The sequence below is a fragment of the Halobacterium salinarum DSM 3754 genome (assembly GCF_008124605.1).
Taxonomy (GTDB): Archaea; Halobacteriota; Halobacteria; order Halobacteriales; family Halobacteriaceae; genus Halobacterium; species Halobacterium salinarum.
Genome location: NZ_VRYN01000003.1, coordinates 107,347 through 131,912 on the forward strand (window position 1 = coordinate 107,347; position 24,566 = coordinate 131,912).

The following is a 24,566-nucleotide window of genomic DNA, read 5'->3' on the forward strand; positions in this document are numbered from 1 at the left end:
CGCGACTGTATGCATGTTGTCGTGAACGCCGCAATGAGCGCGGACGGCAAACTCTCGACCCGCCGCCGCGAGCAAGTCACCCTCAGCGGCGACGCGGACTTCGAACGCGTCGACGAACTGCGCGCGAGCGTCGACGCCGTCATGGTCGGCGTCGGCACTGTCCTGGCCGACGACCCGTCGCTGACGCTGGACGACAGCGACCACGTCGCCGCCCGCGAGGAGCGCGGCGAGTCCCCACACCCGGCGCGCGTCGTCGCGGACTCCCACGCCCGCACGCCGCCGGACGCACGGCTGTTGGACGGCGCTGCCGAGACGTACGTCCTCGTCGCCGAGGCGGAGCCGGTCGAACACCGGGAGAGCCTGGAGGCCGCGGGCGCGACTGTGGTCGTCGCCGGCGAGAACCGAGTCGACCTGCCGTCAGCCCTCGACGCCCTCGAATCCCGGGGCGTCGACCGCCTCATGGTGGAGGGTGGCGGCGAACTCATCTTCTCGCTGTTCGCCGAGGAGCTCGTCGACGAGCTGTCCGTGTTCGTCGCCCCCCAGCTCATCGGCGGGCGGGACGCCCCGACACTCGCCGACGGCGATGGATTCGTCGCGGAGTTCCCCACCTTCGAGTTGACCGGCGTCGACCGCCTCGACGACGGCGTGCTGCTGGCCTACGACTGCCGATAGCGCAGGCTCAGTGCTGGTGGCCGGTCGCTTCCGCGTACGTCTGCCCGAACCGCTGCTCGAACTGATCGAGGGTGGCTTCCTCGATGGCCTCCAGGTCGTCGTCGACCTGCCCCTCGCTGTGGTGGACCACGGCGTGTGCGCGCTGTGCGAACGCCATCAGCGCGATGTCGCCGACGACCTGGGCGTCCGATTCGTCCTCGGCTTCCGCGAACAGCTCCACGAGCCCCGTGGGAAGCGTGACATCGTTCGCGTTGCCGGCTGCGTCCTCGATCGTGAACGTCGTTTCGTCCATGCCAGTGCTGACGGGACGCCGCCTAAAAGCGGTGTGGGTACAGCGCCGTCAGTCGTCGGCCGGCGTGGCGTCGGCCGTCTCACCGGTGACCCCATCGGCGACGCTCTCCAAGTATTCGTCGGCGTCGATGGCGGCCTTCGACCCCATGCCGGCGGCCGTGACCGCCTGCTGGTAGTGGTAGTCCACGACGTCGCCGGCGCCGAACACGCCCGTCACGTCGGTTTTGGTCTGGCCGCCGCCGGCACCCCCGACCGTCTGCACGTAGCCCGCATCGTCACAGACGACGCCGGTGTCGGCGAGGAACGACGTGTTCGGCGTGTGGCCGATGGCGATGAAGAACGCGCCGACGTCCAGCTCCAGCTGTTCGGTTTCGTCGGCATCGAGCTTCGCCGTCGGATGCCCCTCCGGGTGACGGACCAGCGACGCGCCCGTCACGCCCTCCTCGGGCGACCCGTGTACTTCGACGGCTTCCGTGTTCCACAGCACCTCGATGTCGCCGTCGGCGACGTGCTCGCGGATGCGGTCGGCCCAGTAGTCCTCGGCGCGCAGTTCGTCGCGGCGGTGCACGAGATAGACGGTGTCCGCGAACTTCGTGAGGAAGCTCGCTTCCTCGGCGGCGGCGTCACCGCCACCCACCACGATCATGTCCTCCCCGCGGAAGAACGCGCCGTCACACGTTGCACACGTCGAGACGCCCTGCCCCATGAGTTCGTCCTCGCCAGGGATGCCCAGCGTGCGCGCGCTCGCGCCGGAGGCGACGATCACCGCGTCGGCGGTGTAGACATCACCGTTGGTGAGCGTGAGCCGGAACGGCCGCCCGGAGTCGTCGACGGATTCGACGATCCCGTGCTCGACCTCAGCGCCGAAGCGCGTGGCCTGGGTTTTCATCTCCTGGATGAGCTCCGCGCCCGCGATGCCCTCCGGGAACCCCGGGTAGTTCTCCACCTCGCTGGTGAGCGTGAGCTGGCCGCCGGGCTCGTCGCCCTCGAACAGCAACGGGTCGTTGTTCGACCGTGCGGCGTACGTCGCCGCGCTCAACGCCGCGATCCCCGATCCCACGATCACCAGTTGCCGGTGCTCCACGACATCACGCCCGCCATCCGTCAGTGCCGTCCTGTCGGTCGTGGCCTCAGTCATACACGTACGTCGGCGGCCGCGCTGTTTGTACGTTGTGTTGGCGTGCGCGCGTGCCGGTAGCGAAGCCGTCGCCCAGCAAAGCACTTAGTGCCGTCCGCCACGCAGACGCCAGTATGGCTGCCGATCTCGCGGAGAAAACCGACCGCTACGAGGGCCTGCTTGCGGACGCACTGGCCGCCGCTGATCCCGTTCCCCCCGCCGGGTCGCCGCTGGGTGAAGCCGCCGCCGAGTACTTCGAGATGGCCGAATCCTACCTCGAAGACGGCCGGCACTTCCGCGCGCACGACGACCCCGTGAACGCGCTGGCAGCGTTCTCCTACGGGCACGCGTGGCTCGACGCCGGCGCGCGGATCGGGCTGTTCGATGTGCCCGCTGCCGGGGAGTTGTTCACCGTGTAGCCACCGCGACGGCGGCCCCGAACACCACCCTGCTGCGAGCGGTCGCTGCCCTGGCGTTCCCCACCGTGTCCCAACACCACGCGTGTTGTCGCGCGCCGAGAGTGGCGACAAAGCTTTTGGCGCTGTCGCGCCCACGACTACGTATGCCACACGAGGCGTTCGTGCAGCTGTCCTGTCCGGAGTGTTCGAAGAGCTGGGAGAGCACGCCGAGCGAGCTGCCCGCTCACACCGACAATTTCAGCTGTCCGGGCTGTCACGCGACGCGCCGCACGGCATTGTTCGCACGCACCGACCGCGACCTCGAAACCCTCAAAAACCTCCAGTAGCGCCCTACACTGTCGAGCGCGCGCCACAGGCCTCGCAGTGCAGTTGTATCGTGTCGCCGTCGGTCTCTAGGTTGGTGTCCGGAAGCCCACACTCGGGACACGTGACGTACGTTTCGACGTACGCGTCTAGGGTGTCCGAGACCCGCCGTTGGCCGAACTCACCGGTGAGTCGCGCGCGCCCGCTCTCGTCGATGCTGGCGCTCGTCCCGACTTCGTTCTGGAGGAACTTCAGGACGTGATCCTGTGTCCGGCTCAGCGCGTCCAGCGTCGCCTGGAAGTTCTCGTACACCGTCACGTTGCCCTCCTTTCTGACGTTCGGATCGGGGACCTCGAATCGGGTTTCACTGCCCGTGACGTCGGGCTTTTCGTCCATTGCGCGGTCGAGTTGCTCTTCGTAGTCCATACCATTCGGAAGTGGTGGCCACCACAAAAGGGTTTCAGGACGACCCAGAAACGCGTTACAACCTCACTCGCGTTCACACACGGCCGTGTGAATGCCTCTCAGGATAATACTATAACCCCGTGACCGTAAGGACGTGTTGTCATGAAGAAGCAGGAGCTCATCCACCTTCACGGCCTTCTCGCCGAGGTCAGCAACTACTACGAGGAGAACGCAGCAGAGGACGTTGACCTGACCGACTACAACGACCTCGGCGTACGGCCGACCTCGATCCACAAATCCAAGACCGACCACAAGGCCGCTGTCTTTGCGCTCGCCGGCGGTATCACATCCACGATGGCAACCGAAGACGACGAGACCGAAGCTGTTCCCGCTTCTGCGGACTGATCTCCACGCACGACGGATCCACGTCGGCGCTCTATCGACGCCAGCCGACAGCCACTGCGCCGCCGATGGCCGGTGCTACGCCGTCTCGGTGTCCCCACCGGTCGACTCCTGGGTGTCGTCGTCCGTGACGGTGTCGACCTCAAGCACCGCCAGGGGAATGTTCGCTAGGCGTTGGCCGATCTCCTTGCGCGCGATGCGCGCGGCGTGCTCGTCGCGTTCGACGTTGAACACCGTCATCGAGAGCTCAAGCGCGACGAGGCTCTCGTCGGCAGCGACGAACGCTGGTTCCGTGTCCGTCCCGCAGTGCGGACAGGACCGCGACCCCATCTCTATCTCGACGTAGTTCAGATCCGGGTTCAGCATTTCGCCCGTCTTCGAGATGGCGATGCGTACCGCTTCGTCGGTGGACTGCACGTCGTACACTGGGACTGCAGCCTCGACGACCACCCTACAATCCATGCTCACGTGTGACGTTCGCAACCATTATAGAAGAACTTTGGCCCGGATCGATGGGGCCTTTCGTCGGGATCACCGAACACGGCCATGGAACGCGGGGCGATTCCTCTCGACGACGTGCCAGGTGCCGTCGACGTGCAAGCCACCCTCGAAAGCGGGCAAACCTACCTGTGGTGGCGTCCCGACGGTGACACCTACCGCACCGACGGCCTCTCGGGCGGCGACGCCTGGTACCGGACCGTCATCGACGACGACGTCATCGACGTCCGCCAGACCGCAACCGCAATCGAGTGGCGTGGCACGACCGACGCTGCCCCCATCGTTCGCGACGCGCTCGGCCTCCACGACGACTTAGACGCCGTTCGCGGTGCCGCTCGCAGCGACCCCCTCATCACAGCCGCGTGGGACGCCTACGACGGTCTCCGGATCGTCCGCGACCCGTTTTTCGGCTGCCTGGTTTCGTTCATCTGCTCGGCCCAGATGCGGGTCGAACGGATCTTCGAGATGCAAGAACGGCTCCGCCGGGAGTACGGCACGCCGATCACGTTCGACGGCCAGACGGTCTATAGCGTCCCCGAGCCGTCGGCACTGGCGGCCGCCACGGAGTCCGACCTCCGCGATCTCAAGCTCGGCTACCGCGCCCCCTACGTCCAGCGGACTGCTGCGATGGTGGCGTCGGGCGAACTCACGAAGCGGGATATCGATGGCCGCGCGTACGAGCTGGCGCGCGAGACAATGACCGACTTCGTGGGCGTCGGGAACAAGGTCGCTGACTGCGTGTTGTTGTTCTCGCTTGGCTATCTCGCCGCCGTACCCCTCGACACGTGGATGCAGACCGCCATCGAGGATCACTACCCCGACTGCGAGCGCGGGCGCTACGAGGACACCTCGCGGGCGTTCCGGGAACACCTCGGACCACACGCCGGCTACACGCAGACGTATCTGTTCCATTACCTTCGCAGCGGGGGATCCGCCCCCGAACCGACCGAATGAGCGGCCCAGACAGCCCCGACGCCGAACCACAGCACATATTTTAGTTGAAACATAAATCAACGCAATGCCCTCCAGACGACGCCTCCTGCGGACCGTCGGCGCGCTCGCCGCTGTCCCCCTCGTCACGAGCGCGCCCGCTGCGGCAGCCCCAACTCGCGAGTTGTACGACCCACGCGCCGTCACCGACGCGCCCGTGGTTGCGGCTGGCGCCGCCGTGCCCGGCGTTCGCAGCCACGTCGCCCTCCCGCAGACGGTTACCAACAGGCTGCGCAGCATCACTCAGCGCTACGACTCGATCACAGCGAGCGACAGCACGCACGTCACGGCCGGCGTTGCGCGGTCGCCCGAACACGTTGCAGGCTGTCTGACCGTCCACGGATCGTTTGATGCCGCCGCCGTCCGGTCGGAGGCGCGTGCCGACACCGCGCTCACCGACGTTTCAGCGCGCGACGCCGACGCTGCCAGGTTCGAGGGAACCGACACGACACACGCGGTTTCGATCAGCGACGCCGCGATCCGGGTGGGTCACGCCCCGTCGCTGACCCGGGCGCACGCACACATCGACGCGGCGCGCTCGTCGACCGGGTTCGACGGCGACGCGGACACGTTCGGCGGCCTACGGGACGCGCTCTCCGGGGACGCCGTCGGATACGCGTCGCTGAGCGCCGACGCCCGTCCCGCGGTTCGGGCTGCGCTCCACGACATCCCCGGCGCACTCGACGCACTCCTGGCGCACGCCTCGGCAGTCGGTGTCTCGGTGACCACTCGTGACGACGCCGACACGCGCCTTCAGTACGGCGCGGTCTCGGACGCAGCGGACCTGTCGGTGGGCGAGACACGGCGACTGGTTGCGGCCGCCGACGCCACACTCGCCGACCCGGTCATCAGCCAGGACGGCCACACTGTGGTGCTCGAAACCACAGCCGACACCCCGCCGCTGACGACGCTGGCGGTCTGACGGGTGGTGGTCAGTTTGGCGCAGTGTGCCAGCAAGCGAAACTCTGCACCCGATCGTGGACCGCCGTCCGGCTGCGTTGGACACCCAGATCTTCGAGTGATTCGACGGCATTCGCCAGCGACAGTCCCGTGATGTGCGATTGAATACCCTGCGCCGCTATCCACTCGGGTGTCCGTTCACGCTCCACAAAATACACCCTCTATGACCACTGAGGCGGGTGATTTCTGCCATAGACCAGCAAGACATTCTCCTGCCTCACTTTTCACCCTTAACTAAACACGATCTTTCAGTCGATCCTGTAAGATCTCTGAATGACGTTAAATTATCTTGAGATAGCCAGTATGGTTTACTAGCGTTAGACGTTCCTAGATCTGAAAATGTTATTGTGTTCTCAATATATTCACCATTTGTAAGGGTGATGTTGAGTTCGATCCGACGGACTATATCCCCTTTAGCGACATAAACTTTAAACGAAGATTGTTCAATCTCACTACTATTGTAAACTAGCTTATCTCTACTGCTATAATCGTATATCTCGATAGATCGTCCTGGATTTGGAGGGTCTGTAGTTTCGAACAGAGAGACAGAGGTCCCGCTTATGGATCCTGGACCAATATAGTCATATTGTACCTCACTAGGTAGATATGATGATATTCCTGCTGGGTTGGCAGTGACAATATCACCATCAAACATAGACACATTACGATCGGAATCGGGTCCGTTCAAATACGAATCATTCCCATCATAGTATATTTCATATTGTTTTCCAAAAGTTTGAATATTGTATCGTGAGCGCGTGTCAGTTGAATTTACCTTAGCACTGACAACGTACGAGCTATTTACACTAGTTCCGTTTCCAATAATAGTTACCGTATATGTACCAAACTCAGGAATGTTTTCAGTATAATGGCCTGTCCCGCCACCGAATATCGTAGGACCTCCCTTACCAGCAGTGTCTGTGTTCAAAAAACCGATCATTCCGATCTCAATAAATATTGAAACAGCTAAGAAGAGAACAATTACTAATCCCAATTTCAATAACTTGTCTCGATTCATACTCTTCAAACTGAATATCACAACATATAAACGATTCGTACGTGTTCAGCTCTGGCTGAGTTCGCCACTGTCTCGTAGATGGTGGCACGTGAGGTACACATAACCTGTCAGTCGGGATTGGATATGTCTTCTCAGGGATGTCTCCGAGCAGCGGAAACCATCCCGACGGACTAGTGGCAACACCTTCTGGGAAGGTGGAAGGTGTGCTCGATCACTGGCTCCCCGGCGAATGATGCCGCAGAGAATGCACGTCGTGAGCTGGTCTTGTTACGGAAATCATCGGAACACCCCAGAACGACCGGGGCATGTTCGTTTGCGGGAATGTCTTGTCTCTGACGGCGACGTGGCGCCAGCAGGGACACAACCCATGAATTATCATACACGTAGGTGACACATATACAGCAGATCTAAATATCAAAACGACATTGTGATGACTATCATGCCATTTACACTATTTCATTTCGGCCCCGGGCTTCTATTTGGACTGCTATTGGTGAAGTATATTGATTTTCCCACGTTTGTGATAGCGAACGTGCTCATTGACTGGCGAGCTGCTCTCGTTGTGTTTGGACTCTGGCCAGGTCCGAGGCACAGCTGGATGCACACATATCTCGGTGCAATACTCTTCTCTATGATCCTAACCATAGGCATGGTACTGATCCGGCCTGAGTTAGACAAACTGATGGAGTCAATGGGCCTTCACCAGCGGGTCTCAGTGACGAGAATTGCTGTTGCTGCTTTTCTCGGATCGATGATCCATGTAACAATTGATGCATTTCACCACCCCTTGATGTATCCCTTCATGCCGTACGACATTAAGCCACTTTATGGCCTATTTTCAACACGCGAAATGCGGTTCTTCACAGCGTTTTGTGGTTTTCTTGCTATATTGTGGTATATAGGCGATTATTTTGGCCTCATCCATATTCCGACGAAATGACGTATTAGTTGTAGGTATCCGATCAGACCGTCCGGCATATTTCACTCATAATCGGGAACACCCCCCAAGTCAAAAACAGGTCACAACGGACAGGGGGTTAGATTCTCAGGAAGCATCTGGATGTGGTTTGAATCGCCGCTCCCGTCTGACGACACCACACTCTTTTAGCGCGGCCGCCGAACAGTCGGGCGTGATCTCAAGCGACCGGATGGCAGCAGTCGACCGCAACGCCGCTGCGCTCGGCGTTCCCCGGGCGCAGCTCATGGAGTCAAGCGGACACGCCGTCGGGCGCGCGGTCAAACGCGTCGCGGACCCCGGCGCGGGCGTCGCCATCGTCGCCGGCCGCGGCAACAACGGCGGCGACGCGTTCGCGGCGGCGCGCTTCCTCGACGACTACGCGGTGTCGGTCAGCCTGCTCGGCCGCCCCGAGTCGATCAACGACCGGATCAGCCGCGCGAACTGGGACGCCCTGCAGGCCGGCGGCTACGACACCACGGCAGTGCGCGACGCCCACGCCCTCGCGCTCGACGACCCCGATGTCGTCGTGGACGCGCTCCTCGGAACGGGGATCTCGGGGCCGCCCCGGGAGCCCGAGGCGACGGCGATCGAACGCATCAACGCCACGGACGCCCCCACCGTCGCCGTAGACGTGCCGTCCGGGCTGGACGCCGACACGGGCGCGACGCCCGGGAGTGCCGTCGACGCTGACCGCGTGGTCACGTTCCACGACACCACACCCGGGCTGGCCGACCACGACCACGTCACCGTCGCCGACATCGGCATTCCAGAGGCGGCTGAAACCGTCGTCGGGCCGGGCGACCTGCTGGGGGTCGACCGCGACCCCCACGGACACAAAGGCGACGCCGGGTCCGTGCTCGTGATCGGCGGCGGCCCGTACACCGGCGCGCCGGCGCTCTGCGCGCAGGCCGCGCTCCGCGCCGGCGCTGACCTCGTGCGGCTTGCCGTCCCGGACGCCGTTGCGGCCGAAGTCCAGGGGTTCGACGAGACGTTCATCGTCGACAGCGTGATCGGGACGCGACTCGTCGAGGAACACGTACCCGACCTGCTGGCGCGCGCCGAGGACGCCGACGCCGTCGTGATCGGGCCCGGGCTCGGCGACGCCGACACCACGCAGGCCGCCGTCGCGGCGTTCCTCGCGGCCTTCGAGGGGCGCGCGGTCGTCGACGCCGACGCCCTCACGGCTGTTCCCGACGTGGAGACCGACGCCACCCTCGTGTGCACGCCCCACCGGGGAGAGCTGCAGGCGATGGGCGGCCCGACTGTTGACGGCTCGCAGCCGTCCCGGGACGCCGTCGAAGGGTTCGCCGCCGAACTGGGGCAGACGCTGCTGGTGACCGGCGCGCGAGACGTGCTCTCCGACGGTGACACGACGCGCGTCAACAGATCCGGGACGCCCGGGATGACCGTCGGGGGCACGGGCGACGTGTTGGCGGGCGCAACCGGCGCGATGCTCGCGACACAACCCCCCATCCAGGCCGCGAGCGCTGCCGCGTACGCCACTGGTGGGGCCGGTGAGCGCGCCGCTGAGGCCCGCGGGCACGGACTGCTCGCGACCGACATCTGTGACGCGCTGCCCGCCGCCATCTGGGGTGGCCAGGATGCCTGACGGCGACGACGACGCCCTCACGCATACGACCGCCGACGGCGACGCGCAGATGGTGGACGTGGGCTCGAAGCCGGACACGGCGCGGCGCGCGGTCGCCAGCGGCGACCTCCACCTCGCGGAGTCGACCATCGACGCCGTCCGTGACGACGGCATCGGGAAAGGGAACGTGCTCGCGACGGCCCGAGTGGGTGCGATCCAGGCGGTCAAACACACCTGGGAGACGATCCCGATGTGCCACCAGATTCCCATCACGAACGTCGACACGACCTTCGACGTGCGAGACGACCGTGTCGCACTGGAGGTCGCCGTCGAGACCACTGGCAAGACCGGCTGCGAGATGGAGGCGTTGGAGGGCGTCACGACCGGACTCAACGTCGTCTGGGACATGGTGAAAGCCGCCGAGAAGGACGGCGACGGCCAGTACCCGGGCACGGCCATCGAGAACGTCCGGGTAGTCGAGAAGCAGAAGCACGAGTTGTAGGTCGGGATCACGGAACCAACGGTGCCGAGAAGAATTTTGACAATCGCAAAGCTAACCCGCCACCTGTTGGCTCTGTTTAGAGCCGTCGTTGAGTCGCCGCTCTGATCGCTGTTGGTGACGCAAAGCAGCCCTCACTTGACAGGTAACTGTGTGTGGCCCGCGTATTCGCTCTCCCAAATTGTAGCCGTTACGTACGTATACAAAACACTCATGTCCTGAGTCATATTATCGAGAACACATGTCAGGAACTACACGCAGAGGGATAATAAAGAAAGTAGGGATTACGAGTATAGGGGCACTGTCGTTCAGTGCAGGAAACGTTACCGCTGCGAGTGGTCGAAGAGGCCTCAAAGTCTCAACCCCTTCCCGAGCCGGAACGGATTACGAGATCTGGTTCACGACGACGGACATCAACCTCGAAAAGGAGGAACCCGAGGAAACCGTCTCTACCGAGAGAATACACAACAGAACCTACGGCGTAGTCTCTGGACACGTTGCGTCGGGCCTGTTTTCGAAGTACGACAAAATCCGAATCCCTCAGGACGAATTCATTTACAAGGTGGACTCGATTGGGCGTGGACGGACAGTGGTCAGAGACATGAATAACGGCTCCGAGAAGGACAACACGCATGGTGAAATAGAGATCACTGCGGATGACGACACTGGACGGCGTATGTACAACGTTAAGAGTACCAGCTCGATGTCGGAGACGTACGCGGATAATTTAGACGGCGCCGACCTCATAAGCCAGAAATTAGCCTTTGGTGAGATCTGGAAAGACGGGGTCGACTCCTACGAAATCGGCGGGCAGGCGACGAAGGTTGAGCTTCCCAGTGATTCCATGTACACTCGAACGGATACGGTGACTCCTGCAAGCACTTATAGTAATCCCTAGAACCTGATTAACCGGTCCCTCCCGGAGCGACGAGTTTAGATACCAGTGTCTCCACGCCGGTACTCAAACCTCACGGGACTGTCGGCTGGTCAGCGGTCGCCGACGAGTACCGATAATAAAACGACGATTCGCTATTTTTCGACCAGATGCGAGATATCCGTCTCAGGTCGAACACAGTCACGACTCGGATGGGGAATATGTGACCGGGAGCTCACACCACACTCTGTCTTTTTGCTGTTCGTTAGAAAATTCGGCATGTACTTTCACGGTAAAGGTATCGCCCCACTGAGCTGACTCCGGCACAGGAAATTCCGTCACGAATATATCGGTAGTCGCGCTGACCATCGGCGTTTGACATCGGACTTGCCACACATGCCTGGCTGAGTCGTCGGTGGTCGCCATCCGATACGGTGTTTCAGCGTCGTCGGTTGGGGCTTGTACCAGCGTAGCACGCCGGGATAGGCCCCCTTCACCATCGTATCGGGTTCCTCCCCAGCGGTGTTCGACGTTGAATCCAGTTGACTTCCAACCGTTACTCTCGTACGACTCACCAGGGTTCAGTTGGAAAATAGACACGAGCATCAGCAGCTCCGGCGTTTTGTGGACGTGGACGCGGAGTTCCACGACTCCGTTCTGGTCGGCGCCGGCCGTCGTCTTGTTTTCTCCGACAACTGGAGTGGAAAATGGGCGGTCTATCGGCTCTTCCCGACGAACTGCCGAGGGTAGTCGTTGGGTTGTCGAGGTTGAACAGCCGGCAAGTCCGGCCGAAATAGCCGCTGCGGTTCCGGAAAGCACGGTACGTCTGTTCATAAATATCAGAGTTAGTTTTCAACGTAAACATTTTTCCTGTTGCACCGAGTGAGATACTATTCATCCGGTTACGCTGATACCACCGATGTCGACTCTTCGGTGTTCGCCTGCAACTACTCTGCGACGGAGGACCAACTCTCAACGTACATGATGGCTTCGTCGTTCGTGTGGCGTAAGTCGCCGAAACGGGCGTGACCATGGAGCCACGACTCCCTGGTGTCCTCGCTCATCAGGGGAATCGACTACTGACCGTCCAGTCGAGAGTACGGCGTCGACACGAAGGAGACCCGCCCGCTGGAGTCGGCAGTCAGGCCTCGGCCACTAGGTCGCTGGCCTTCGCGTGCGAGCGCTCCACGATCGTCGGGCGCGCCTCGAAGTCGATCACGACCTCCTGGTCGCCGTAATCGACCGTCCGCACGTGGGCGTGGTCGTGCACCCAGGAAACCACGCTCATCGTGTCCTCGGTCATCGGGAGCACGAGGCGTTCGCGTTCGCGCGCCGGAAGCGCCGCGTCGATGCGCTCGCGCAGCTCCTCAAGGTTGCTGGCGTCTCGGGCGCTGACCGCGACCGGGGCCGGCGCGAGCGCCGCCAGCGCCTCCATCTTCTCGGCGAGCGCCGCGTCCTCAACCCGGTCGGTCTTGTTGAACACCGTGACGATCGGGGCTTCGTTGCGCTCGTACAGCGTGTCGTGGCTGGTCGCGAGCTTCTCCTGGATGTCCGCCAGGGGTTCGCTGGCGTCCACCACGAGCAACACGAGGTCCGCCTGGTAGACCGATTCCAGCGTGGATTTGAACGACTCCACGAGCCAGTGTGGCAGGTCGCTGATGAACCCGACCGTGTCCGTCAACAGGACGTCCCGCCGCGCCAGCTCCATCCGGCGCGTCGTCGTCCCCAGCGTGGTGAACAGGTCGTCCTGGGACTCCGCGGTGGTGTCCAGATCCGGATGCCGGTCGTCGTTCTCGTCGACCGCGACGTCGGCGGCCAGCCGGCGCAACAGCGTGGATTTGCCGGCGTTCGTGTACCCAGCCAGCGCCACCAGGTCGAACCCGGACTCCCGGCGGGTTTCGCGGCGCTGCTGCTCGGTTTTCTCGATGTTCGACAGCTCGTCGCGGATCCGCGAAATGCGGGCTTTGATGTCCTGCTCGCGGCTCTCGTCGTACTCGCCGAGCCCCATGAATCCCGGCCGCTCGTTGCGCTTGGCGAGGCTGGTTTTGGCCTCCGCGCGGGGCAGCTCGTAGCGCAACTCCGCGAGCTCCACCTGTAGCTGTGCCTTCCGGGTGTTGGCGCGCTGCCCGAAGATGTCCAGGATCAGCCGGAACCGATCGACGACCTCGGTGCCGTCGGGCAGCTCCTGGCCGAGGTTGAACGTCTGATAGGGACCCAGCCGGTTGTCGAAGACCACGCGGTCGGCGTCGGTGCGCGCGACGCGCTCGGCGAGCTCCGTCACCTTCCCCGCGCCCAACTGCAACGCCGGGTCCGCGGTCCGCGACTGGGTGACTTCGCCGACCAACTCGTAGCCCGCAGCCTGGACGAGATCCCTGATCTCGGCTGTCTCGGGTGTGCCATCGTCGACGCGCTTCGCGACGACGGCCGTCGCCGTGGTGTCTCCGGTCACTCTCTGTACGGTACGCACCCGGCGCACTTAAGCCTCCGGCGCGGCGGCCTACCGCGTCTTCAGCTCGTCTTTGTCCTTCACGACGCTGGTCTCGCCGTTGCCCTCGGACACCTCGTTGACGCGGCCGTAGAACTCGTCTTGCATGCCCGCGGGGAACGTGATGACGCCCACCCACGAGCCGTCGGCCTGCCACTCCTCGCGCTCCAGTTCGCCGAACTCGCGGAGTTTCGCCTGCCCGCTGCCGGCGTAGTCGGCGGGCAACTGGACGGCGACGGTCATCTCCTCGAACCGGATCGGGATGACGGGCCGCAGCGCCTCCAGGGCGTCGTCGACCTGTTCGTCGGCGGGCGTCATCGGATCGACGGTGAACCCCGCCTCGTCGAGCGCGCTCTCGATGCGGTCGGGTGGATGCGGTGCGCCGTCCATCTGTGGGTTGATGGCGTTGCGCGAGATCGTGTTGATGAGGCTGCGCTTCTTGCGCTGTTGCATCGCCTCGCGCTGATCGGCGGTGATCTGGATCTCGCCCTGGCCGATGACCTCGGGGATGATCTCCAGGGGCTCGGTCGTCCCGAACACCGTCTCCAGGTCGGACTCCGCCGGGCGGTCGCCCCGGGAGGCGTTCTCGAAGACGTCGCGGGCCGCGATCACGTCCGTCAGCTCACCGTCGAACTCGTCGCGTCGCATCTCCAGCGCCGCGTCCGGGTCCACCAGTACCTCGAAGCGCTCGCCGTGCGTTTCCAGCCGTGCGGTCACGGCGTCGTCAAGCGAAATCATACTGACTCCTTCGACGGGGCCACCAAAAGACCTTCTCCCATCCCGTGGTGCCGACCGCACTCACTCCCCGTCCGTCCCGCAGTCCCGGCGGCGCGCCCCCACCCAGCCATCGTCGCCGGCAACGACGTCGACGTTCTCCCCGCGGCACACGCCATCGCGGGCGTCCCCGTCGAAGGCGACATCGCTCCGGCGTTCGGGGGTGTCGAGGCCGTCGAGATACCGCTCCCTGGCGGCGCGCATCGTCCCGGAGACGCCGCGGACGCACACCCGAACGGGGTGTTCTCGGACCGCGCTCACGCAGGCCACCGCGGCGCGCGCTCGTGACACGGTCCCGCGGCGCGCCCGCACCAGCGCCTCCCCGCGGCCGTCCCGGAACGAGTACGCGACGACACGCACCCCGGCGTCGGCGCTGCCGGGGTCGCCCAGCAGGTTTCCGGCGGCAAACCACAGGGCGCGCTGGAAGTCGCTGCGCTCGATCCCGGCGTCGGGCCACGCCTCGATCCCGACGGCGAGATACCGCCACCGCGGTCGCACGTGCTTGGGGAGGTGTTTCATCGCGTCTCGGCCACCAGCACGCCGACCTGCTCGTGGACCATCTCCACCGCCGTCACCGCGTACCCGGCGTCCGTGAACGCGTCGGCGAGCACGCCGACCGTCGCCGGGTCGTCGACTGCCGGCGAGTAGAACGGGGCATCGGGGTTCGGCCCCCCGAACAGCATCACGTCCCCGAGCACGATCCGGTGGGGGTTCAGCCCGGCGATGGTGTCGATCGCACTGCGCTTTTCGGCGTCGCTCAGGTGGTGCATCGCGAAGTTCGACACCACCACGTCGGCGTCGCCGTCGTAGTTCGGCTCCCTGAACCGCCCCGTGTCGAACGCGACGTTGTCCACGCCGCGTGTGGTCGCCTTCTCGCGGGCCTGCGTCAGCATCCCGTCGCTGATGTCTCGACCCACGACCCTGCCGGCGTCCGCGGCGAGGCCGAGCGCGATCGCGCCCGTGCCACAGCCGAGATCCAGCACCGTGTCCGCGCCGCCCGCGTCAGCGTGCTCCAGCACCAGCGCCACACACTCGTTGTACTCCGGGGTCTGGTCGTCGTCGTAGGCCGCGGCCACGTCGTCGAAGCGCGCGGCGTGCTCCTCAAGGGTCTTCTTCATACCGGCCACGTTTGACCCCCGGTGCAATGAACTCCGCGGACAGCCGCCGGCGGTTCCGCGCCGCCAGGTGCGTCCACTCCCGCAGGCCGGCCCGCACCTGGGCGTCCGTGAACCCGATCTCCGCGCCGACGGCGACCAGTTCCCGGGGCGACCGCACGTGCAGGTGGCTGGCCGGCCGCCCGCTCACCACGAACGGCGCGTCGTAGTGCTCGACGAGCTCCCGGAGCTTCCGCAGCCCCCGCAGCGCCTGCACGCGGTCGCCCCCGCTGGCCCGCAACACGCCGGCGAAATCGAACTCCAAGCGCACCCCGTGTGTCCGCGCCGCCTTCACGATGACGTGGTTCACGTCCCCGCCGTCGGCCATCGGCGCGGCGAGCACGTCCACGCGCTCGGACTCCGCGACGAACCGATTCAGCGACGGCGACGACGCCCGCGCCGCCACCACCACCGCGTTCTCGCGGCGGCGGCGGATCCGCTCGCTGGCCCCGGCGCGGTCCGTCACCGACACCGTCGTCCCCCTGACAACGTCCGCACCCGTGTCCGCACCGACCGCGTCCGGGTCGGCGCTCGTGGCCCCCCAGTTCCGAACCACGATGCCGTCGTAGCCGGCGCTGGCCGCGGTCGCCGCCAGCCGCGCGACCGTGCTGTCTCCGTCCGGGTGGGCGCACACCGCCTCGTACACGCTCACACGTTGGCGACCCCGCGGTAAAAACGCGTGCGGTCTCCCTTGTTGCCCGCGGGCGGACACCGCCCGGCGACACCACGCAGCCGGCCGGTCAAGCACCCGGTGTGGCTCACTCCGAGCCGGTGAACGTCTGCATGACGCTGCTGGTCACGCCGTGCTTGGAGAACGCGGTGATGAGGTCGCCGGCGTGGATCGTTGTCTCTCCGCGCGGCGTGATGACGTCGTCGCCGCGCTCGATGGCAACAACCAGGACATCGTCCCCGAGGAGTCCGTTGGTGTCCGCATCCTGGAGGGTCTGTTCGGCCAGCGGTGCGTCCTCGGTCACCGTGATTTCGAACACTTCGGCCTCCCCGCCGAGCGTCATGAAGTCCTTGATCGACGGGCGCTGGACCGCTCGAACGAGGTACTCCCCGATCAGGCGCTGGGGGTTTTCGAGGACGTTCACCCCGATCCGGCGGAAGAGCTCCATGTTGTCGGGGTCCTGGACGACGCTCACCTTCGACTCGATGTCGAGTTCGTCCGCCAGCAGCATCACCATGATGTTCGTGGGGTCGCGGTCGGTGGTGGTGATGATGGCGTCGGCCTTCTCGGAGCCGGCGTCGACGAGCGTGTCCTTCGCCGTGGCGTCGGCGTTCAACACGAGACAGTCGTAGTCCCGGCTCACCTGGTCGGCCACGTCGGGGTCGGTCTCGATGACCACGATCTCGTTTGCGCTTTTCGTGAGCAGTTGGATGACCTGCGATCCTATGTCACCAGCACCGACCACTATAATGTACATACTGCATCGTAAATCTCCGCCCTGCTAAGTTTTTCTCTCCTCAATTAGCGGATGGCCTCGGAGAGGATGTAGGCGGCGAACCCGACGGTGTACGCGACCGCGAGCGCCAGCGACACGGGCGTCCGGCCGAGCAGCCGGATGGCCACGATGACCACCGGCCCCAACACGAGCAGCGCGTCGAAGACACGGTCGTCGGCGCCAGCGGCCAGCAGCGGCCCGATAACCGGGATCGCATCGAGGCGCATCAGTCGTACACCTCCAGCGTGCTGAACAGGCCACGCAGGAGCACCAACACCGGAATGATCTCCAGGCGACCGATCCACATGTTGAACAGGAACATCGCCTTCGTGACCGTCGGCATCCCCGGCCCGGTGATGCCCGAGGACAGCCCGACGTTGCCCTGCGCGGACGCGACCTCGAAGAGGACGTTCTCGACGGTGTACGCGTCGGGCCCCATGGGGATCGCGAGCATGAACACGAACGCCGCCACCCCGAGGAAGACGAGCCAGAGGAACGTGATGATCGCGGCCTCCTCGAACTCCTGGGCGGCCTCGGTGTCAGAGAGCGCGCGCCCGTCGAGGCGGAACGTGCGGACGGCATCCGACGGGTAGAACACCCCCCGAATCCGGAACAGAATGCCTTTCACGAGCGTGAGCAGTCGAATCAGCTTGATGCCGCCGACCGTTGATCCGGCGGCAGCCCCAACGACCATGCCGAACGCCACGGTCAACTGCGCGGGGGCCGTCCACCCCGACCCCAGCGCGCCCGCCGTCTGAAAGCCCGTACACGAGGCCGCGGACACGAACTGGAACAACGCGTACCGGACCGTCTGGAAGAGCGTCGCTGCCGACCCATGCAGCACGACGCCGGCAACGGCGACTGACTCGGTCACGTAGTACCCCTGCTGGAGGAGGACCGCCGTCAGGAGCGCCGTCCCGAGCGCGAAAAACCCGAACACCCACCGGGTCTGGAGGTCCGTGTAGAGGTTGCGGAGGTCGCCCTGGAGGACGAGGTAGTGGATGGGGAACGCGATGCTCCCCAGGACCATCACCGGGATGAGCGCGAAGTCGATGGCGGCGCTCCCGTAGGTCGCGATCGAGTTGTCCGTGATCGAGAACCCACCGGTCGCGAGGCCGGTCATCGCGTGATTGATGGCGTCCCACATCGGCATCCCGGCGATCCAGAGGAGCAGGATCGAGAAGAACGTGAACAGGAGGAAGATCCACCAGATGGTGCGCACCGTCGAGACGATGCTGGGGTGGATCTTCTCCGAGCGCGCCTCGCTCTCGTAGAGGGTCAGCGAGCCGCTGCCGGGTCGCGCGAGGATCGCCGTGGTAAGCACGATGACGCCGACGCCGCCGACCCATTCGATGAACGACCGCCACCACTGCAGGGTGTGGGGCAGCGCGGCCTCGTTGTCGGCCATCGTCAGCCCCGTGCCGGTGAACCCGCTCATGCTCTCGAAGAACCCGTTGAGCGGGTTCTGGAACGCGGCAAGCGTGCTGAACGTTCTGGTTCCCGGGACCGTGAACCGCGCCGGCACGTCGAGCATGCCGGGATCGAGCTGGGCGGTCCATGCGGCCAGGAGGAACGGCACGGAACCGAACGCGGCGACCAGAAACCACCCCGACGCAGCGATCATCATGCCATGCAACCGGCCGGGATCGGCGGCGTGCTCGAACGTCCGCCTGAGCGTGAGCCCCACGACTAGCGGGATGAGTCCTGAGACGACCATCGCCGGCACCACCCAGAACTCCCCCCACACGAGGGGGACGAGCACGGAAACGAAGATGAGGCCGGCCAGCGCCTCAAGCATCCGCCCGAGGTCGCGCGCGATTGTTCCGAGACGATCGACCATGGCTTCTCGCTTGCCGAACAGGGAATTTAAGCTAGCTGGTTTCCACTGGGTTTGTGGCCACCTGAATTGCGTACTACTAAGTCTCCGTCGCCGAGCCGCGTTTCCCGAACACCGACAGCGTCTCCTGGCTGATGCCGCCCCGGCAGAACACCGTCACCAGGTCGTCCGGCCGCACCCTCGTGTCCCCGCGCGGTGTCAACATCTCGTCGTCGCGCTCGATCGAAACGACCAGCACGTCGGACTCGATGACGCCGCGCTCGTTGGCCTCGCGCAGCGTGTGCCCGGCGATCTCGGCGTCCGCCGCCACGGACAGCTCCACGACCTCAGCACCGCCGGACAGCTCCATGAAATCCGCGATCGTGTGTCCGTCCTGGGAGTCGTCGGGGCCGAACTCGTGGTACGGCCGGATCTCCTCGCTTTGGAGCAGGTTCTCCTCCTCGATGTCCAGCCCGATCGCCGACAGGTCGTTCGCGATCCGGGTGAGCTCCTGCATGTCGTCGCCGACAGCCGTGACGTGGAGGTTGCTGCGCCCTTTCATCAGCTGGCGGACGCTCACCACGCCGGGGATCTCAGCGACCTGTTTGGACAGCCGATCCCGGTCGGGCACGGGGCTGGTGCAGATGTAGAGGTTCGTGAGCCGACCGCCGACCTGTGGGTACGAGACGACCGCGTGATAGCCGCGGATGATCCCCGCCGCTTCGAGATGTGTGATCCGGTTTCTGATCGTTCCTGTGGACACGTTGACCTCGTCGGCGATGTCGGGGGCGGACGTGTTGCGCGCGTCACGAACCAGGTTGTAGAGGATTCGCTTGTCTACCTCGTCCAGTCGGTCGCTCATACGTGTTCCCTCCACGTCGAGGAGGATAACCAGTTTGGATCAGGGGCCGGCCACCGACCGGGTCCTAGTCCGCGAGCGCGTCCCGCGCGTTCTCGACGGCGGCGTCCTTCTTCGCGGGGTAGGCTTCGACCTTCGCGCGCAGTGAGATGCCGTCCCCGAGCTGGGCGTCCCCCAGGTACGCCGCCTGCTTGTCGAGGTGCACGAACAGCGAGCAGTTGTCGTCGACGCGCTCGTCGAGCTGGTCGCGGATCTGCTCGATATCAGCGCCGTCCCGGAGCTGGTCGAGCACGTGGCGCATGTCGTCGGCGCGCTCGACGCGGGTCGACAGCACGCCGATGCGGTCGCCGAGATGCCCCTCGCTGTCCGTGCGCTCGATCTCGACGTCCTCCGGGAGGAAATGCCCCAGCGCGTCCGCTACCCGGGAGTCGGCCTCCGTGTCGTAGCAGAACACGCGGAGATCGATGTAGTGGAACGGAACCTCACTCATGATGGCGGCGTACGCCGCCGACGCGTAAAAGACTCGTTACTCGGCGTCGGCTTCCGCGTCGTCGTCGTCGGCTTCCGCGACGAGGTCGAGGCTGTCCTCGGGAACGCCGGCTTCCTGGCCGTCTTCGAAGCTGATCGTGTAGTTCACGTCGCCGAACATCGTTTCGGCGGTCTGCGTGATCTCGCCCTCCTCGCCGTCGTAGTCGCTGTGTTTCTCGTGGAGCACGACCGTGTCGCCCTTCTCGAAGCTCATGGCATCCGATTCCACCCCAGCAGTCAAAAGTGAATTGATTACTGGCGGCGACTCACTCCGGCCCGAACGACACGCCGTCGCGGTCCTCGGCGTCCAGCCTGCGGAGCGCCGCCCGGGCGTTGCTGGCTTCGTACCCGAAGAACACGTCTTCGCCGTATTCGGCGGCGACCTCGGCGGCGTGCAGCAGGTTCTCGATGTCGACGTTCACCGCGTACAGCTCGATGCTGAACGGCGCGTCGACCGCGTCCTCGAACCCCGCGGCGATGGTTTCGATCCAGTACGTGGTCTCGTAGGCGGTGTCGTACAGCGGAACGACGAACTCGTCGACCAGCTCCGCGAGCGCGTCGAGATCCAGGCCCGCCCGCTCGTAGAGGTGGCCCGGGTAGGGATCCGGGTACAGCGTGAGATACGTCTTGCCGTCGATGCGGTCGACGGCGTCCGCGACGAACGACGTGATGACGTCCGCGCGCCACGCCTGCCAGTCGTCGAACGCCGACGCCTCGAACGCCGCCGTGCAGCGATCGCAGTGACAGTACTCCGCCCGCGGGAACCCCACGTCGTCGAGTCGAACGTCGCCGCTCACGTCGCTGCACGTCTCCACGACGGTGAGCACGCCGTTGCGGTAGTCCTCGGCCAGCGGGCAGATGTACGCCCAGTCGAAGTACTGGCGCTCACGGGTCGCCGGCCTGCCGTCGTCGTCGACGGGAACGAGCTCGGGGTCGGTGCCGGCGGTGGCGTTGTCACCGAAACACGACACCATGCTGACGGCGTTCTCCACGGGGTCGACGTGGCGGCCGGTCACGTCCTTGACTTCGTAGAACCCGGTTTCGAACTCCGGCCAGTCCAGCTCCTCGGCGTTCCGCGTGACGACGCCGTACATACGTTCGCGGTAGGAATGGGGGCCGCGTAAGTGGTTCGACTCAGTCGATGCGGTCGATCTCTTCGAGGTCTTCGGCGTCGCCGCCCGCAAAGAGCTTCCAGACGAGGACGATCACCAACAGCGCGACACCAGCCTTCAGGAGTTTCCGTGCCATACCCCACAGCACTCACGGGGGCATTAAACGCTTTGCGGGCTGTCGGCGCGCGCGTTCGCCGACAGTCGGCGTGGTGGCGTTACTCGTCGTCGAGCTCGTCGACGATCTCGTCGGCGTCGACGTCGGCGTCTTCGAGGGCGTCCTCGACGTCCCCGAGGTCGCCGCCCGCACCGCCCATCATGCCGCCCATGCCCGGCATACCGGCGGGCTGGCCGTCGATGATCTCCTGGACGATGACGCGGTCGATGTCGAGCATGTCGATGACCTGGGACAGCACCTGGCTTTTGCCCATCATCCACTGCTGGTTGAACTGGAGCTGCGGGGACTGCTCGATGTAGAGGGTCTCTTTCTCGACGCTCTCGGTGGTGGTCTCGGCGTCGCCGTCCTCGGTTTCCTCGGTGACCTCCTCCTCGACGGTCTCGGTGACGAGATCGACGTCGAGTTCGACGTCGAACATCATCTCCAGGAAGCCGACGGCCTGCTGCTCGCGGTCGGTGATCTCGTCGAGGACCTCGTACTCGTATTCGATGTCCTCGCCGGCAAGCGGGTGGTTGAAGTCGACGCGGGCGCGCCCGCCGATGATGGCTTCGACGTGGCCGTGCTCGCCGTCGACGTCGACGTGTGCGCCGGGGTAGCGGTCGTCTTCGGGGATCTTGTTGGCGCTGACCGTTCGGACCTCGTCCTCGTCGTACTCGCCGAACGCCTCCTCGACGAGAACGGTTCCGTCGTCGCCGACGGACTGCCCGACGATGTCGTCTTCGACGGCTGCGAAGATGTGCTCCTCACCGAGGACGATCGTGCGCGGGGAGAACTCCTGTTCGTCCGTGTCGACGCCCTCCGACTCGGCGATCTCCTCGTCGGTGGTGTCGACAAGCTCCTCGCTGTCGACCGTGTAGGCCGTATACGACAGTTCAACGAAGTCGCCCGTCTGGAATCCGTCCTGTTCGTCGCTGGATGAGTCGGCCTGCTCGGCCTCGGGTTCGTCGCTCATACCAATACGCACTCTCGTTCCATCCTTAAGAATCACGTTTCGAACCGGTGAGCGAGACGGTCAGCGGGCGTCGGCCAACGACACGACAGCGCCCGCGTCAACTGACAGCCACGTGGTCGTGACGTCGCCGTCGACGACCGACACCGGTGTGACCGTCGCGCGGTCGGCGTCGTCGCTGTACCGGACAACGGTGAGCTGCAGCGGTGAACCTGCGGTGGGGCGGGACTCACATGTGGGGCTGTTGGCGGCCATGTCGTCTCGGTGTGTGCCGCCAGTGCTCTTGAACGCTGCTAGGAGTGGACTATACGGCTATTGAGACCGGGAAGCGTCGGTCTTTTTGAATCAGCGTGCCGAGTACGAACGTATGTATGAGGTCGAAGTGAAGGTTCCGGGGGAGTACGAGACGGTTCGGGCGGCGCTTGCCGACGTGGATGCCGCCGAGCACACGACGGTTGCGCAGGCGGACACGTATTACGATGCGCCCCACCGGGCCTTCGAGCAGACCGATGAGGCGTTCCGGTTGCGGCGCGTCGCCACCGCTGCGCGGGGGTTCGAGCGCGGCGACGACCTCACGGCGGACATCGATGCGGTGCTTTCGGGGCCGGCGCGCGCCGACGGCGAGTCCCGCGTCACGTACAAGGGGCCGCTGGTCGAGGCCGAGTCGAAGACCCGCGAGGAGTTCGAGACTGCGGTCGGGGACGACGCACAGATGGCGGCCATCATCGAGCAACTCGGGTTCGAGTCGGCCGCGGTGGTGCGGAAGCTCCGCACGAAACACCACTTCGAGGGGTTCACTGTGCTGTTGGATGCCGTCGAGGACGTCGGCGAGTACGTCGAGATCGAGACGACCGTCGAGGCAGAGCACGCCGTTTCCGGCGCTCGGGAGGACGCCTACGCGGTGCTCCGGCGTCTGGGGTTGGATCCGACCGATCAGATCCGCACGTCGTATCTCGGCCTCCGCACGTCGAATGCGTAGCACGCATAATTGTCGGCGTCTCCGTTTCCGGAAGTTATACGAACCGAGACCGGGTACGCTCAGCCAATGACTGACCGGAACATCCAAGTACAGTCTCTCGACCGCAGCGCAGTCGAGGACGACGCCGTCGAAATCGTCGAGCGAAAGGGGCTCGGTCACCCCGACTCCATCTGCGACGGCATCGCCGAACACGTCTGTGAAACCCTCGCCCGGGAATACCGCGACCGGGTGGGCCACGTCCTCCACTTCAACACCGACGAGACCCAACTCGTCGCCGGTGACGCCGCCCCCGCGTTCGGCGGCGGGAACGTCATCGACCCGATCTACATCCTGGTCGTCGGTCGCGCCACCAGCCACTACGTCGAAGCCGACGGCACCGAACACCACATCCCGGTCGAATCCATCGCCCTGGAAGCCGCCCGCGAGTACCTGCGTGAGACGCTGCCCCACCTGGACCTCGAAACCGACGTGATCGTCGACGTCAAGCTCGGCGAGGGATCGGGGGACCTCCAGGACGTGTTCACCGACGACGACGACGGCCCCGCCGTGCCGATGGCCAACGACACGTCGTTCGGCGTCGGCCACGCCCCGCTCACCGAAACCGAGCGCATCGTCCTCGAAGCCGAGCGCTCGCTGAACGGGCCGTACGCCGAGCACACGCCCGCGGTCGGCGAGGACGTGAAAGTGATGGGGAAACGCGAAGACGACCACATCGACCTCACGATCGCCGCCGCGCTCGTGGACGCGCACGTGCCGGATATGGACGCCTACATCGCCCAGGTCGAAGCCATCCGCGAGCACGTCTTCGATCTCGCCACCGAGCACACGGACCGCGAGGTCACCGTCCACGTCAACACCGCCGACGACTACGAGTCGGGCTCGATCTACCTCACCACCACCGGCACCAGCGCCGAGCAGGGCGACGACGGCAGCGTCGGCCGCGGCAACCGGGCCAACGGCCTCATCACCCCCAACCGCGCCATGAGCATGGAAGCCACGTCCGGCAAGAACCCGGTCAACCACATCGGGAAGATCTACAACCTGCTTTCGACGCAGATCGCCGAGGCGGTCGTCGCCGAGGTCGACGGCATCCGCGACCTCCGGGTGCGACTGCTCTCACAGATCGGCCGCCCGATCGACGAGCCCCACGTCGCGGACGTGGAAGTCGTCACCGAGGACGGCACCGCGGTGACCGACGTCGACGCCGAGATCGAGCGCATCGTCGACGCGCAACTCGCGTCGGTCACGGACCTCACGCGCCGCGTCATCGACGGCGAACGCACCACGTTCTGAGCG

General features: G+C 64.8%; 31 protein-coding genes and 2 pseudogenes. 13 read left to right on the forward strand and 20 right to left on the reverse strand.

The genetic code is table 11. The features are described 5' to 3' along the window. Positions 1-9: 9 nt before the first annotated feature. The gene (locus APQ99_RS08610; protein ID WP_136361455.1) at positions 10-672 is read left to right on the forward strand and encodes a 2,5-diamino-6-(ribosylamino)-4(3H)-pyrimidinone 5'-phosphate reductase; all 663 of its coding nucleotides are present in this window, start codon (positions 10-12) and stop codon (positions 670-672) included. Positions 673-679: 7 nt separating this feature from the next. Here the strand turns inward: APQ99_RS08610 and APQ99_RS08615 are convergent, their stop codons facing one another. Next, entirely contained in the window at positions 680-964 is a 285-nt protein-coding gene (locus tag APQ99_RS08615; protein ID WP_010902911.1) for a DUF7545 family protein, read from the reverse strand. Positions 965-1,012: 48 nt separating this feature from the next. Then, on the reverse strand, positions 1,013-2,101 hold the full coding sequence (locus tag APQ99_RS08620) for an NAD(P)/FAD-dependent oxidoreductase (protein WP_136361456.1): 1,089 nt from the start codon (positions 2,099-2,101) through the stop codon (positions 1,013-1,015). 113 nt (positions 2,102-2,214) lie between these two features. On the opposite strand from APQ99_RS08620, the gene APQ99_RS08625 reads away from it, so the two are divergent. Both APQ99_RS08625 and APQ99_RS08630 read left to right on the forward strand, forming a co-directional pair. Next, complete coding sequence (locus APQ99_RS08625) at positions 2,215-2,499, forward strand: DUF357 domain-containing protein (protein ID WP_010902913.1); 285 nt, start codon at positions 2,215-2,217, stop codon at positions 2,497-2,499. Between the two features lie 143 nt (positions 2,500-2,642). Continuing rightward, complete coding sequence (locus tag APQ99_RS08630) at positions 2,643-2,825, forward strand: DUF7836 family putative zinc-binding protein (protein WP_010902914.1); 183 nt, start codon at positions 2,643-2,645, stop codon at positions 2,823-2,825. Between the two features lie 4 nt (positions 2,826-2,829). On the opposite strand, the gene APQ99_RS08635 is transcribed toward APQ99_RS08630, so the two are convergent. After that, positions 2,830-3,228 carry a translation initiation factor IF-2 subunit beta gene (locus tag APQ99_RS08635; RefSeq protein ID WP_010902915.1) on the reverse strand — a complete coding sequence of 133 codons (399 nt, stop codon included), beginning with the start codon at positions 3,226-3,228 and terminating at the stop codon, positions 2,830-2,832. 141 nt (positions 3,229-3,369) lie between these two features. Between APQ99_RS08635 and APQ99_RS08640 the strand changes: the two genes are divergently transcribed. Then, positions 3,370-3,612, forward strand: coding sequence for a UPF0058 family protein (locus APQ99_RS08640; protein WP_010902916.1), 243 nt, complete (start codon positions 3,370-3,372; stop codon positions 3,610-3,612). Between the two features lie 75 nt (positions 3,613-3,687). Here APQ99_RS08640 and APQ99_RS08645 read toward each other — a convergent pair whose 3' ends face one another. Beyond that, positions 3,688-4,071, reverse strand: a complete 384-nt coding sequence (locus tag APQ99_RS08645) for a DUF555 domain-containing protein (RefSeq protein WP_010902917.1) — start codon at positions 4,069-4,071, stop codon at positions 3,688-3,690. An 84-nt stretch (positions 4,072-4,155) separates the two neighbouring features. Between APQ99_RS08645 and APQ99_RS08650 the strand changes: the two genes are divergently transcribed. Together APQ99_RS08650 and APQ99_RS08655 are read left to right on the forward strand one after the other, a co-directional pair. Next, complete coding sequence (locus APQ99_RS08650; protein WP_010902918.1) at positions 4,156-5,061, forward strand: DNA-3-methyladenine glycosylase family protein; 906 nt, start codon at positions 4,156-4,158, stop codon at positions 5,059-5,061. Positions 5,062-5,125: 64 nt separating this feature from the next. Next, the gene (locus APQ99_RS08655; protein WP_136361457.1) at positions 5,126-6,019 is read left to right on the forward strand and encodes a hypothetical protein; all 894 of its coding nucleotides are present in this window, start codon (positions 5,126-5,128) and stop codon (positions 6,017-6,019) included. A 43-nt stretch (positions 6,020-6,062) separates the two neighbouring features. On the opposite strand, the pseudogene APQ99_RS08660 reads toward APQ99_RS08655, so the two are convergent. Together APQ99_RS08660 and APQ99_RS08665 are read right to left on the reverse strand one after the other, a co-directional pair. Beyond that, positions 6,063-6,250, reverse strand: a pseudogene (locus tag APQ99_RS08660) (IS6 family transposase); the annotation flags it as partial. A gap of 24 nt (positions 6,251-6,274) precedes the next feature. Next, the gene (locus tag APQ99_RS08665) at positions 6,275-7,075 is read right to left on the reverse strand and encodes a hypothetical protein (RefSeq protein WP_136361458.1); all 801 of its coding nucleotides are present in this window, start codon (positions 7,073-7,075) and stop codon (positions 6,275-6,277) included. A 161-nt stretch (positions 7,076-7,236) separates the two neighbouring features. Here APQ99_RS08665 and APQ99_RS08670 point away from each other — a divergent pair. The 5 genes and pseudogenes from APQ99_RS08670 to APQ99_RS08690 form a co-directional block, all read left to right on the forward strand. After that, positions 7,237-7,443 (forward strand): annotated as a pseudogene (locus APQ99_RS08670) (IS66 family transposase); the annotation flags it as partial. Positions 7,444-7,505: 62 nt separating this feature from the next. Beyond that, the gene (locus APQ99_RS08675; protein ID WP_136361459.1) at positions 7,506-8,015 is read left to right on the forward strand and encodes a hypothetical protein; all 510 of its coding nucleotides are present in this window, start codon (positions 7,506-7,508) and stop codon (positions 8,013-8,015) included. Between the two features lie 190 nt (positions 8,016-8,205). After that, positions 8,206-9,642 carry an NAD(P)H-hydrate dehydratase gene (locus APQ99_RS08680; protein WP_136361460.1) on the forward strand — a complete coding sequence of 479 codons (1,437 nt, stop codon included), beginning with the start codon at positions 8,206-8,208 and terminating at the stop codon, positions 9,640-9,642. Continuing rightward, the gene (moaC, locus tag APQ99_RS08685; protein ID WP_136361461.1) at positions 9,635-10,123 is read left to right on the forward strand and encodes a cyclic pyranopterin monophosphate synthase MoaC; all 489 of its coding nucleotides are present in this window, start codon (positions 9,635-9,637) and stop codon (positions 10,121-10,123) included. The genes APQ99_RS08680 and moaC overlap by 8 nt, the downstream gene beginning before the upstream one ends. 238 nt (positions 10,124-10,361) lie before the next feature. Next, a complete protein-coding gene (locus APQ99_RS08690) occupies positions 10,362-11,018 on the forward strand; it encodes a hypothetical protein (RefSeq protein WP_136361462.1) in 657 nt (218 codons plus the stop codon). 1,117 nt (positions 11,019-12,135) lie between these two features. Here APQ99_RS08690 and hflX read toward each other — a convergent pair. From hflX to APQ99_RS08760, 14 genes are all read right to left on the reverse strand, one after another. Further along, positions 12,136-13,443 (reverse strand): GTPase HflX, encoded by a 1,308-nt coding sequence (gene hflX, locus APQ99_RS08695; protein WP_010902924.1) that lies wholly within the window; start codon positions 13,441-13,443, stop codon positions 12,136-12,138. A 48-nt stretch (positions 13,444-13,491) separates the two neighbouring features. Next, positions 13,492-14,217 (reverse strand): ribosome assembly factor SBDS, encoded by a 726-nt coding sequence (locus APQ99_RS08700; protein ID WP_010902925.1) that lies wholly within the window; start codon positions 14,215-14,217, stop codon positions 13,492-13,494. Between the two features lie 60 nt (positions 14,218-14,277). Continuing rightward, complete coding sequence (locus APQ99_RS08705; protein ID WP_010902926.1) at positions 14,278-14,772, reverse strand: Rpp14/Pop5 family protein; 495 nt, start codon at positions 14,770-14,772, stop codon at positions 14,278-14,280. Then, the gene (locus APQ99_RS08710) at positions 14,769-15,371 is read right to left on the reverse strand and encodes a class I SAM-dependent methyltransferase (RefSeq protein WP_136361463.1); all 603 of its coding nucleotides are present in this window, start codon (positions 15,369-15,371) and stop codon (positions 14,769-14,771) included. Before APQ99_RS08710 ends, APQ99_RS08705 begins: the two co-directional genes overlap by 4 nt. Next, positions 15,355-16,053 (reverse strand): RNase P subunit p30 family protein, encoded by a 699-nt coding sequence (locus APQ99_RS08715; RefSeq protein WP_136361687.1) that lies wholly within the window; start codon positions 16,051-16,053, stop codon positions 15,355-15,357. Before APQ99_RS08715 ends, APQ99_RS08710 begins: the two co-directional genes overlap by 17 nt. A gap of 112 nt (positions 16,054-16,165) precedes the next feature. Further along, a complete protein-coding gene (locus APQ99_RS08720; RefSeq protein ID WP_010902929.1) occupies positions 16,166-16,834 on the reverse strand; it encodes a potassium channel family protein in 669 nt (222 codons plus the stop codon). 44 nt (positions 16,835-16,878) lie between these two features. Next, entirely contained in the window at positions 16,879-17,079 is a 201-nt protein-coding gene (locus tag APQ99_RS08725; protein ID WP_010902930.1) for a hypothetical protein, read from the reverse strand. Beyond that, complete coding sequence (locus APQ99_RS08730; protein ID WP_010902931.1) at positions 17,079-18,692, reverse strand: TrkH family potassium uptake protein; 1,614 nt, start codon at positions 18,690-18,692, stop codon at positions 17,079-17,081. The genes APQ99_RS08725 and APQ99_RS08730 overlap by 1 nt, the downstream gene beginning before the upstream one ends. A 76-nt stretch (positions 18,693-18,768) precedes the next feature. After that, on the reverse strand, positions 18,769-19,530 hold the full coding sequence (locus tag APQ99_RS08735; RefSeq protein WP_148889174.1) for an Lrp/AsnC family transcriptional regulator: 762 nt from the start codon (positions 19,528-19,530) through the stop codon (positions 18,769-18,771). Between the two features lie 64 nt (positions 19,531-19,594). Beyond that, positions 19,595-20,017: an RNA-binding protein gene (locus APQ99_RS08740; protein WP_010902933.1), complete on the reverse strand. Its 423-nt coding sequence runs from the start codon at positions 20,015-20,017 to the stop codon at positions 19,595-19,597. 36 nt (positions 20,018-20,053) lie between these two features. Next, positions 20,054-20,269: a hypothetical protein gene (locus APQ99_RS08745; RefSeq protein WP_010902934.1), complete on the reverse strand. Its 216-nt coding sequence runs from the start codon at positions 20,267-20,269 to the stop codon at positions 20,054-20,056. Between the two features lie 52 nt (positions 20,270-20,321). Continuing rightward, positions 20,322-21,149 (reverse strand): hypothetical protein, encoded by an 828-nt coding sequence (locus APQ99_RS08750; protein WP_010902935.1) that lies wholly within the window; start codon positions 21,147-21,149, stop codon positions 20,322-20,324. A 233-nt stretch (positions 21,150-21,382) separates the two neighbouring features. Next, positions 21,383-22,294 carry an FKBP-type peptidyl-prolyl cis-trans isomerase gene (locus APQ99_RS08755; protein WP_010902937.1) on the reverse strand — a complete coding sequence of 304 codons (912 nt, stop codon included), beginning with the start codon at positions 22,292-22,294 and terminating at the stop codon, positions 21,383-21,385. Between the two features lie 60 nt (positions 22,295-22,354). Then, complete coding sequence (locus APQ99_RS08760; RefSeq protein WP_010902938.1) at positions 22,355-22,546, reverse strand: DUF7511 domain-containing protein; 192 nt, start codon at positions 22,544-22,546, stop codon at positions 22,355-22,357. Positions 22,547-22,658: 112 nt separating this feature from the next. On the opposite strand from APQ99_RS08760, the gene cyaB reads away from it, so the two are divergent. Both cyaB and APQ99_RS08770 read left to right on the forward strand, forming a co-directional pair. Next, positions 22,659-23,270: a class IV adenylate cyclase gene (cyaB, locus tag APQ99_RS08765; protein ID WP_010902939.1), complete on the forward strand. Its 612-nt coding sequence runs from the start codon at positions 22,659-22,661 to the stop codon at positions 23,268-23,270. A gap of 66 nt (positions 23,271-23,336) precedes the next feature. After that, positions 23,337-24,563, forward strand: coding sequence for a methionine adenosyltransferase (locus APQ99_RS08770; protein WP_136361464.1), 1,227 nt, complete (start codon positions 23,337-23,339; stop codon positions 24,561-24,563). Positions 24,564-24,566: the final 3 nt, after the last annotated feature.

Excerpts from the sequence above, each read along its gene's own strand:
- APQ99_RS08630 (WP_010902914.1), top strand. The coding sequence starts at position 2,643 with ATGCCACACGAGGCGTTCGTGCAGCTGTCCTGTCCGGAGTGTTCGAAG.
- APQ99_RS08725 (WP_010902930.1), bottom strand. The coding sequence starts at position 17,079 with ATGCGCCTCGATGCGATCCCGGTTATCGGGCCGCTGCTGGCCGCTGGC.
- APQ99_RS08735 (WP_148889174.1), bottom strand. The coding sequence starts at position 19,530 with ATGAGCGACCGACTGGACGAGGTAGACAAGCGAATCCTCTACAACCTG.
- APQ99_RS08745 (WP_010902934.1), bottom strand. The coding sequence starts at position 20,269 with ATGAGCTTCGAGAAGGGCGACACGGTCGTGCTCCACGAGAAACACAGC.
- APQ99_RS08705 (WP_010902926.1), bottom strand. The coding sequence starts at position 14,772 with ATGAAACACCTCCCCAAGCACGTGCGACCGCGGTGGCGGTATCTCGCC.
- APQ99_RS08755 (WP_010902937.1), bottom strand. The coding sequence starts at position 22,294 with ATGAGCGACGAACCCGAGGCCGAGCAGGCCGACTCATCCAGCGACGAA.
- APQ99_RS08645 (WP_010902917.1), bottom strand. The coding sequence starts at position 4,071 with ATGGATTGTAGGGTGGTCGTCGAGGCTGCAGTCCCAGTGTACGACGTG.
- APQ99_RS08650 (WP_010902918.1), top strand. The coding sequence starts at position 4,156 with ATGGAACGCGGGGCGATTCCTCTCGACGACGTGCCAGGTGCCGTCGAC.
- cyaB (WP_010902939.1), top strand. The coding sequence starts at position 22,659 with ATGTATGAGGTCGAAGTGAAGGTTCCGGGGGAGTACGAGACGGTTCGG.
- APQ99_RS08620 (WP_136361456.1), bottom strand. The coding sequence starts at position 2,101 with ATGACTGAGGCCACGACCGACAGGACGGCACTGACGGATGGCGGGCGT.
- APQ99_RS08640 (WP_010902916.1), top strand. The coding sequence starts at position 3,370 with ATGAAGAAGCAGGAGCTCATCCACCTTCACGGCCTTCTCGCCGAGGTC.
- APQ99_RS08730 (WP_010902931.1), bottom strand. The coding sequence starts at position 18,692 with ATGGTCGATCGTCTCGGAACAATCGCGCGCGACCTCGGGCGGATGCTT.
- moaC (WP_136361461.1), top strand. The coding sequence starts at position 9,635 with ATGCCTGACGGCGACGACGACGCCCTCACGCATACGACCGCCGACGGC.
- APQ99_RS08615 (WP_010902911.1), bottom strand. The coding sequence starts at position 964 with ATGGACGAAACGACGTTCACGATCGAGGACGCAGCCGGCAACGCGAAC.
- APQ99_RS08770 (WP_136361464.1), top strand. The coding sequence starts at position 23,337 with ATGACTGACCGGAACATCCAAGTACAGTCTCTCGACCGCAGCGCAGTC.
- APQ99_RS08720 (WP_010902929.1), bottom strand. The coding sequence starts at position 16,834 with ATGTACATTATAGTGGTCGGTGCTGGTGACATAGGATCGCAGGTCATC.
- APQ99_RS08690 (WP_136361462.1), top strand. The coding sequence starts at position 10,362 with ATGTCAGGAACTACACGCAGAGGGATAATAAAGAAAGTAGGGATTACG.
- APQ99_RS08700 (WP_010902925.1), bottom strand. The coding sequence starts at position 14,217 with ATGATTTCGCTTGACGACGCCGTGACCGCACGGCTGGAAACGCACGGC.
- APQ99_RS08655 (WP_136361457.1), top strand. The coding sequence starts at position 5,126 with ATGCCCTCCAGACGACGCCTCCTGCGGACCGTCGGCGCGCTCGCCGCT.
- APQ99_RS08675 (WP_136361459.1), top strand. The coding sequence starts at position 7,506 with ATGACTATCATGCCATTTACACTATTTCATTTCGGCCCCGGGCTTCTA.
- APQ99_RS08760 (WP_010902938.1), bottom strand. The coding sequence starts at position 22,546 with ATGGCCGCCAACAGCCCCACATGTGAGTCCCGCCCCACCGCAGGTTCA.
- APQ99_RS08610 (WP_136361455.1), top strand. The coding sequence starts at position 10 with ATGCATGTTGTCGTGAACGCCGCAATGAGCGCGGACGGCAAACTCTCG.
- APQ99_RS08665 (WP_136361458.1), bottom strand. The coding sequence starts at position 7,075 with ATGAATCGAGACAAGTTATTGAAATTGGGATTAGTAATTGTTCTCTTC.
- APQ99_RS08750 (WP_010902935.1), bottom strand. The coding sequence starts at position 21,149 with ATGTACGGCGTCGTCACGCGGAACGCCGAGGAGCTGGACTGGCCGGAG.
- APQ99_RS08625 (WP_010902913.1), top strand. The coding sequence starts at position 2,215 with ATGGCTGCCGATCTCGCGGAGAAAACCGACCGCTACGAGGGCCTGCTT.
- APQ99_RS08740 (WP_010902933.1), bottom strand. The coding sequence starts at position 20,017 with ATGAGTGAGGTTCCGTTCCACTACATCGATCTCCGCGTGTTCTGCTAC.
- APQ99_RS08635 (WP_010902915.1), bottom strand. The coding sequence starts at position 3,228 with ATGGACTACGAAGAGCAACTCGACCGCGCAATGGACGAAAAGCCCGAC.
- APQ99_RS08710 (WP_136361463.1), bottom strand. The coding sequence starts at position 15,371 with ATGAAGAAGACCCTTGAGGAGCACGCCGCGCGCTTCGACGACGTGGCC.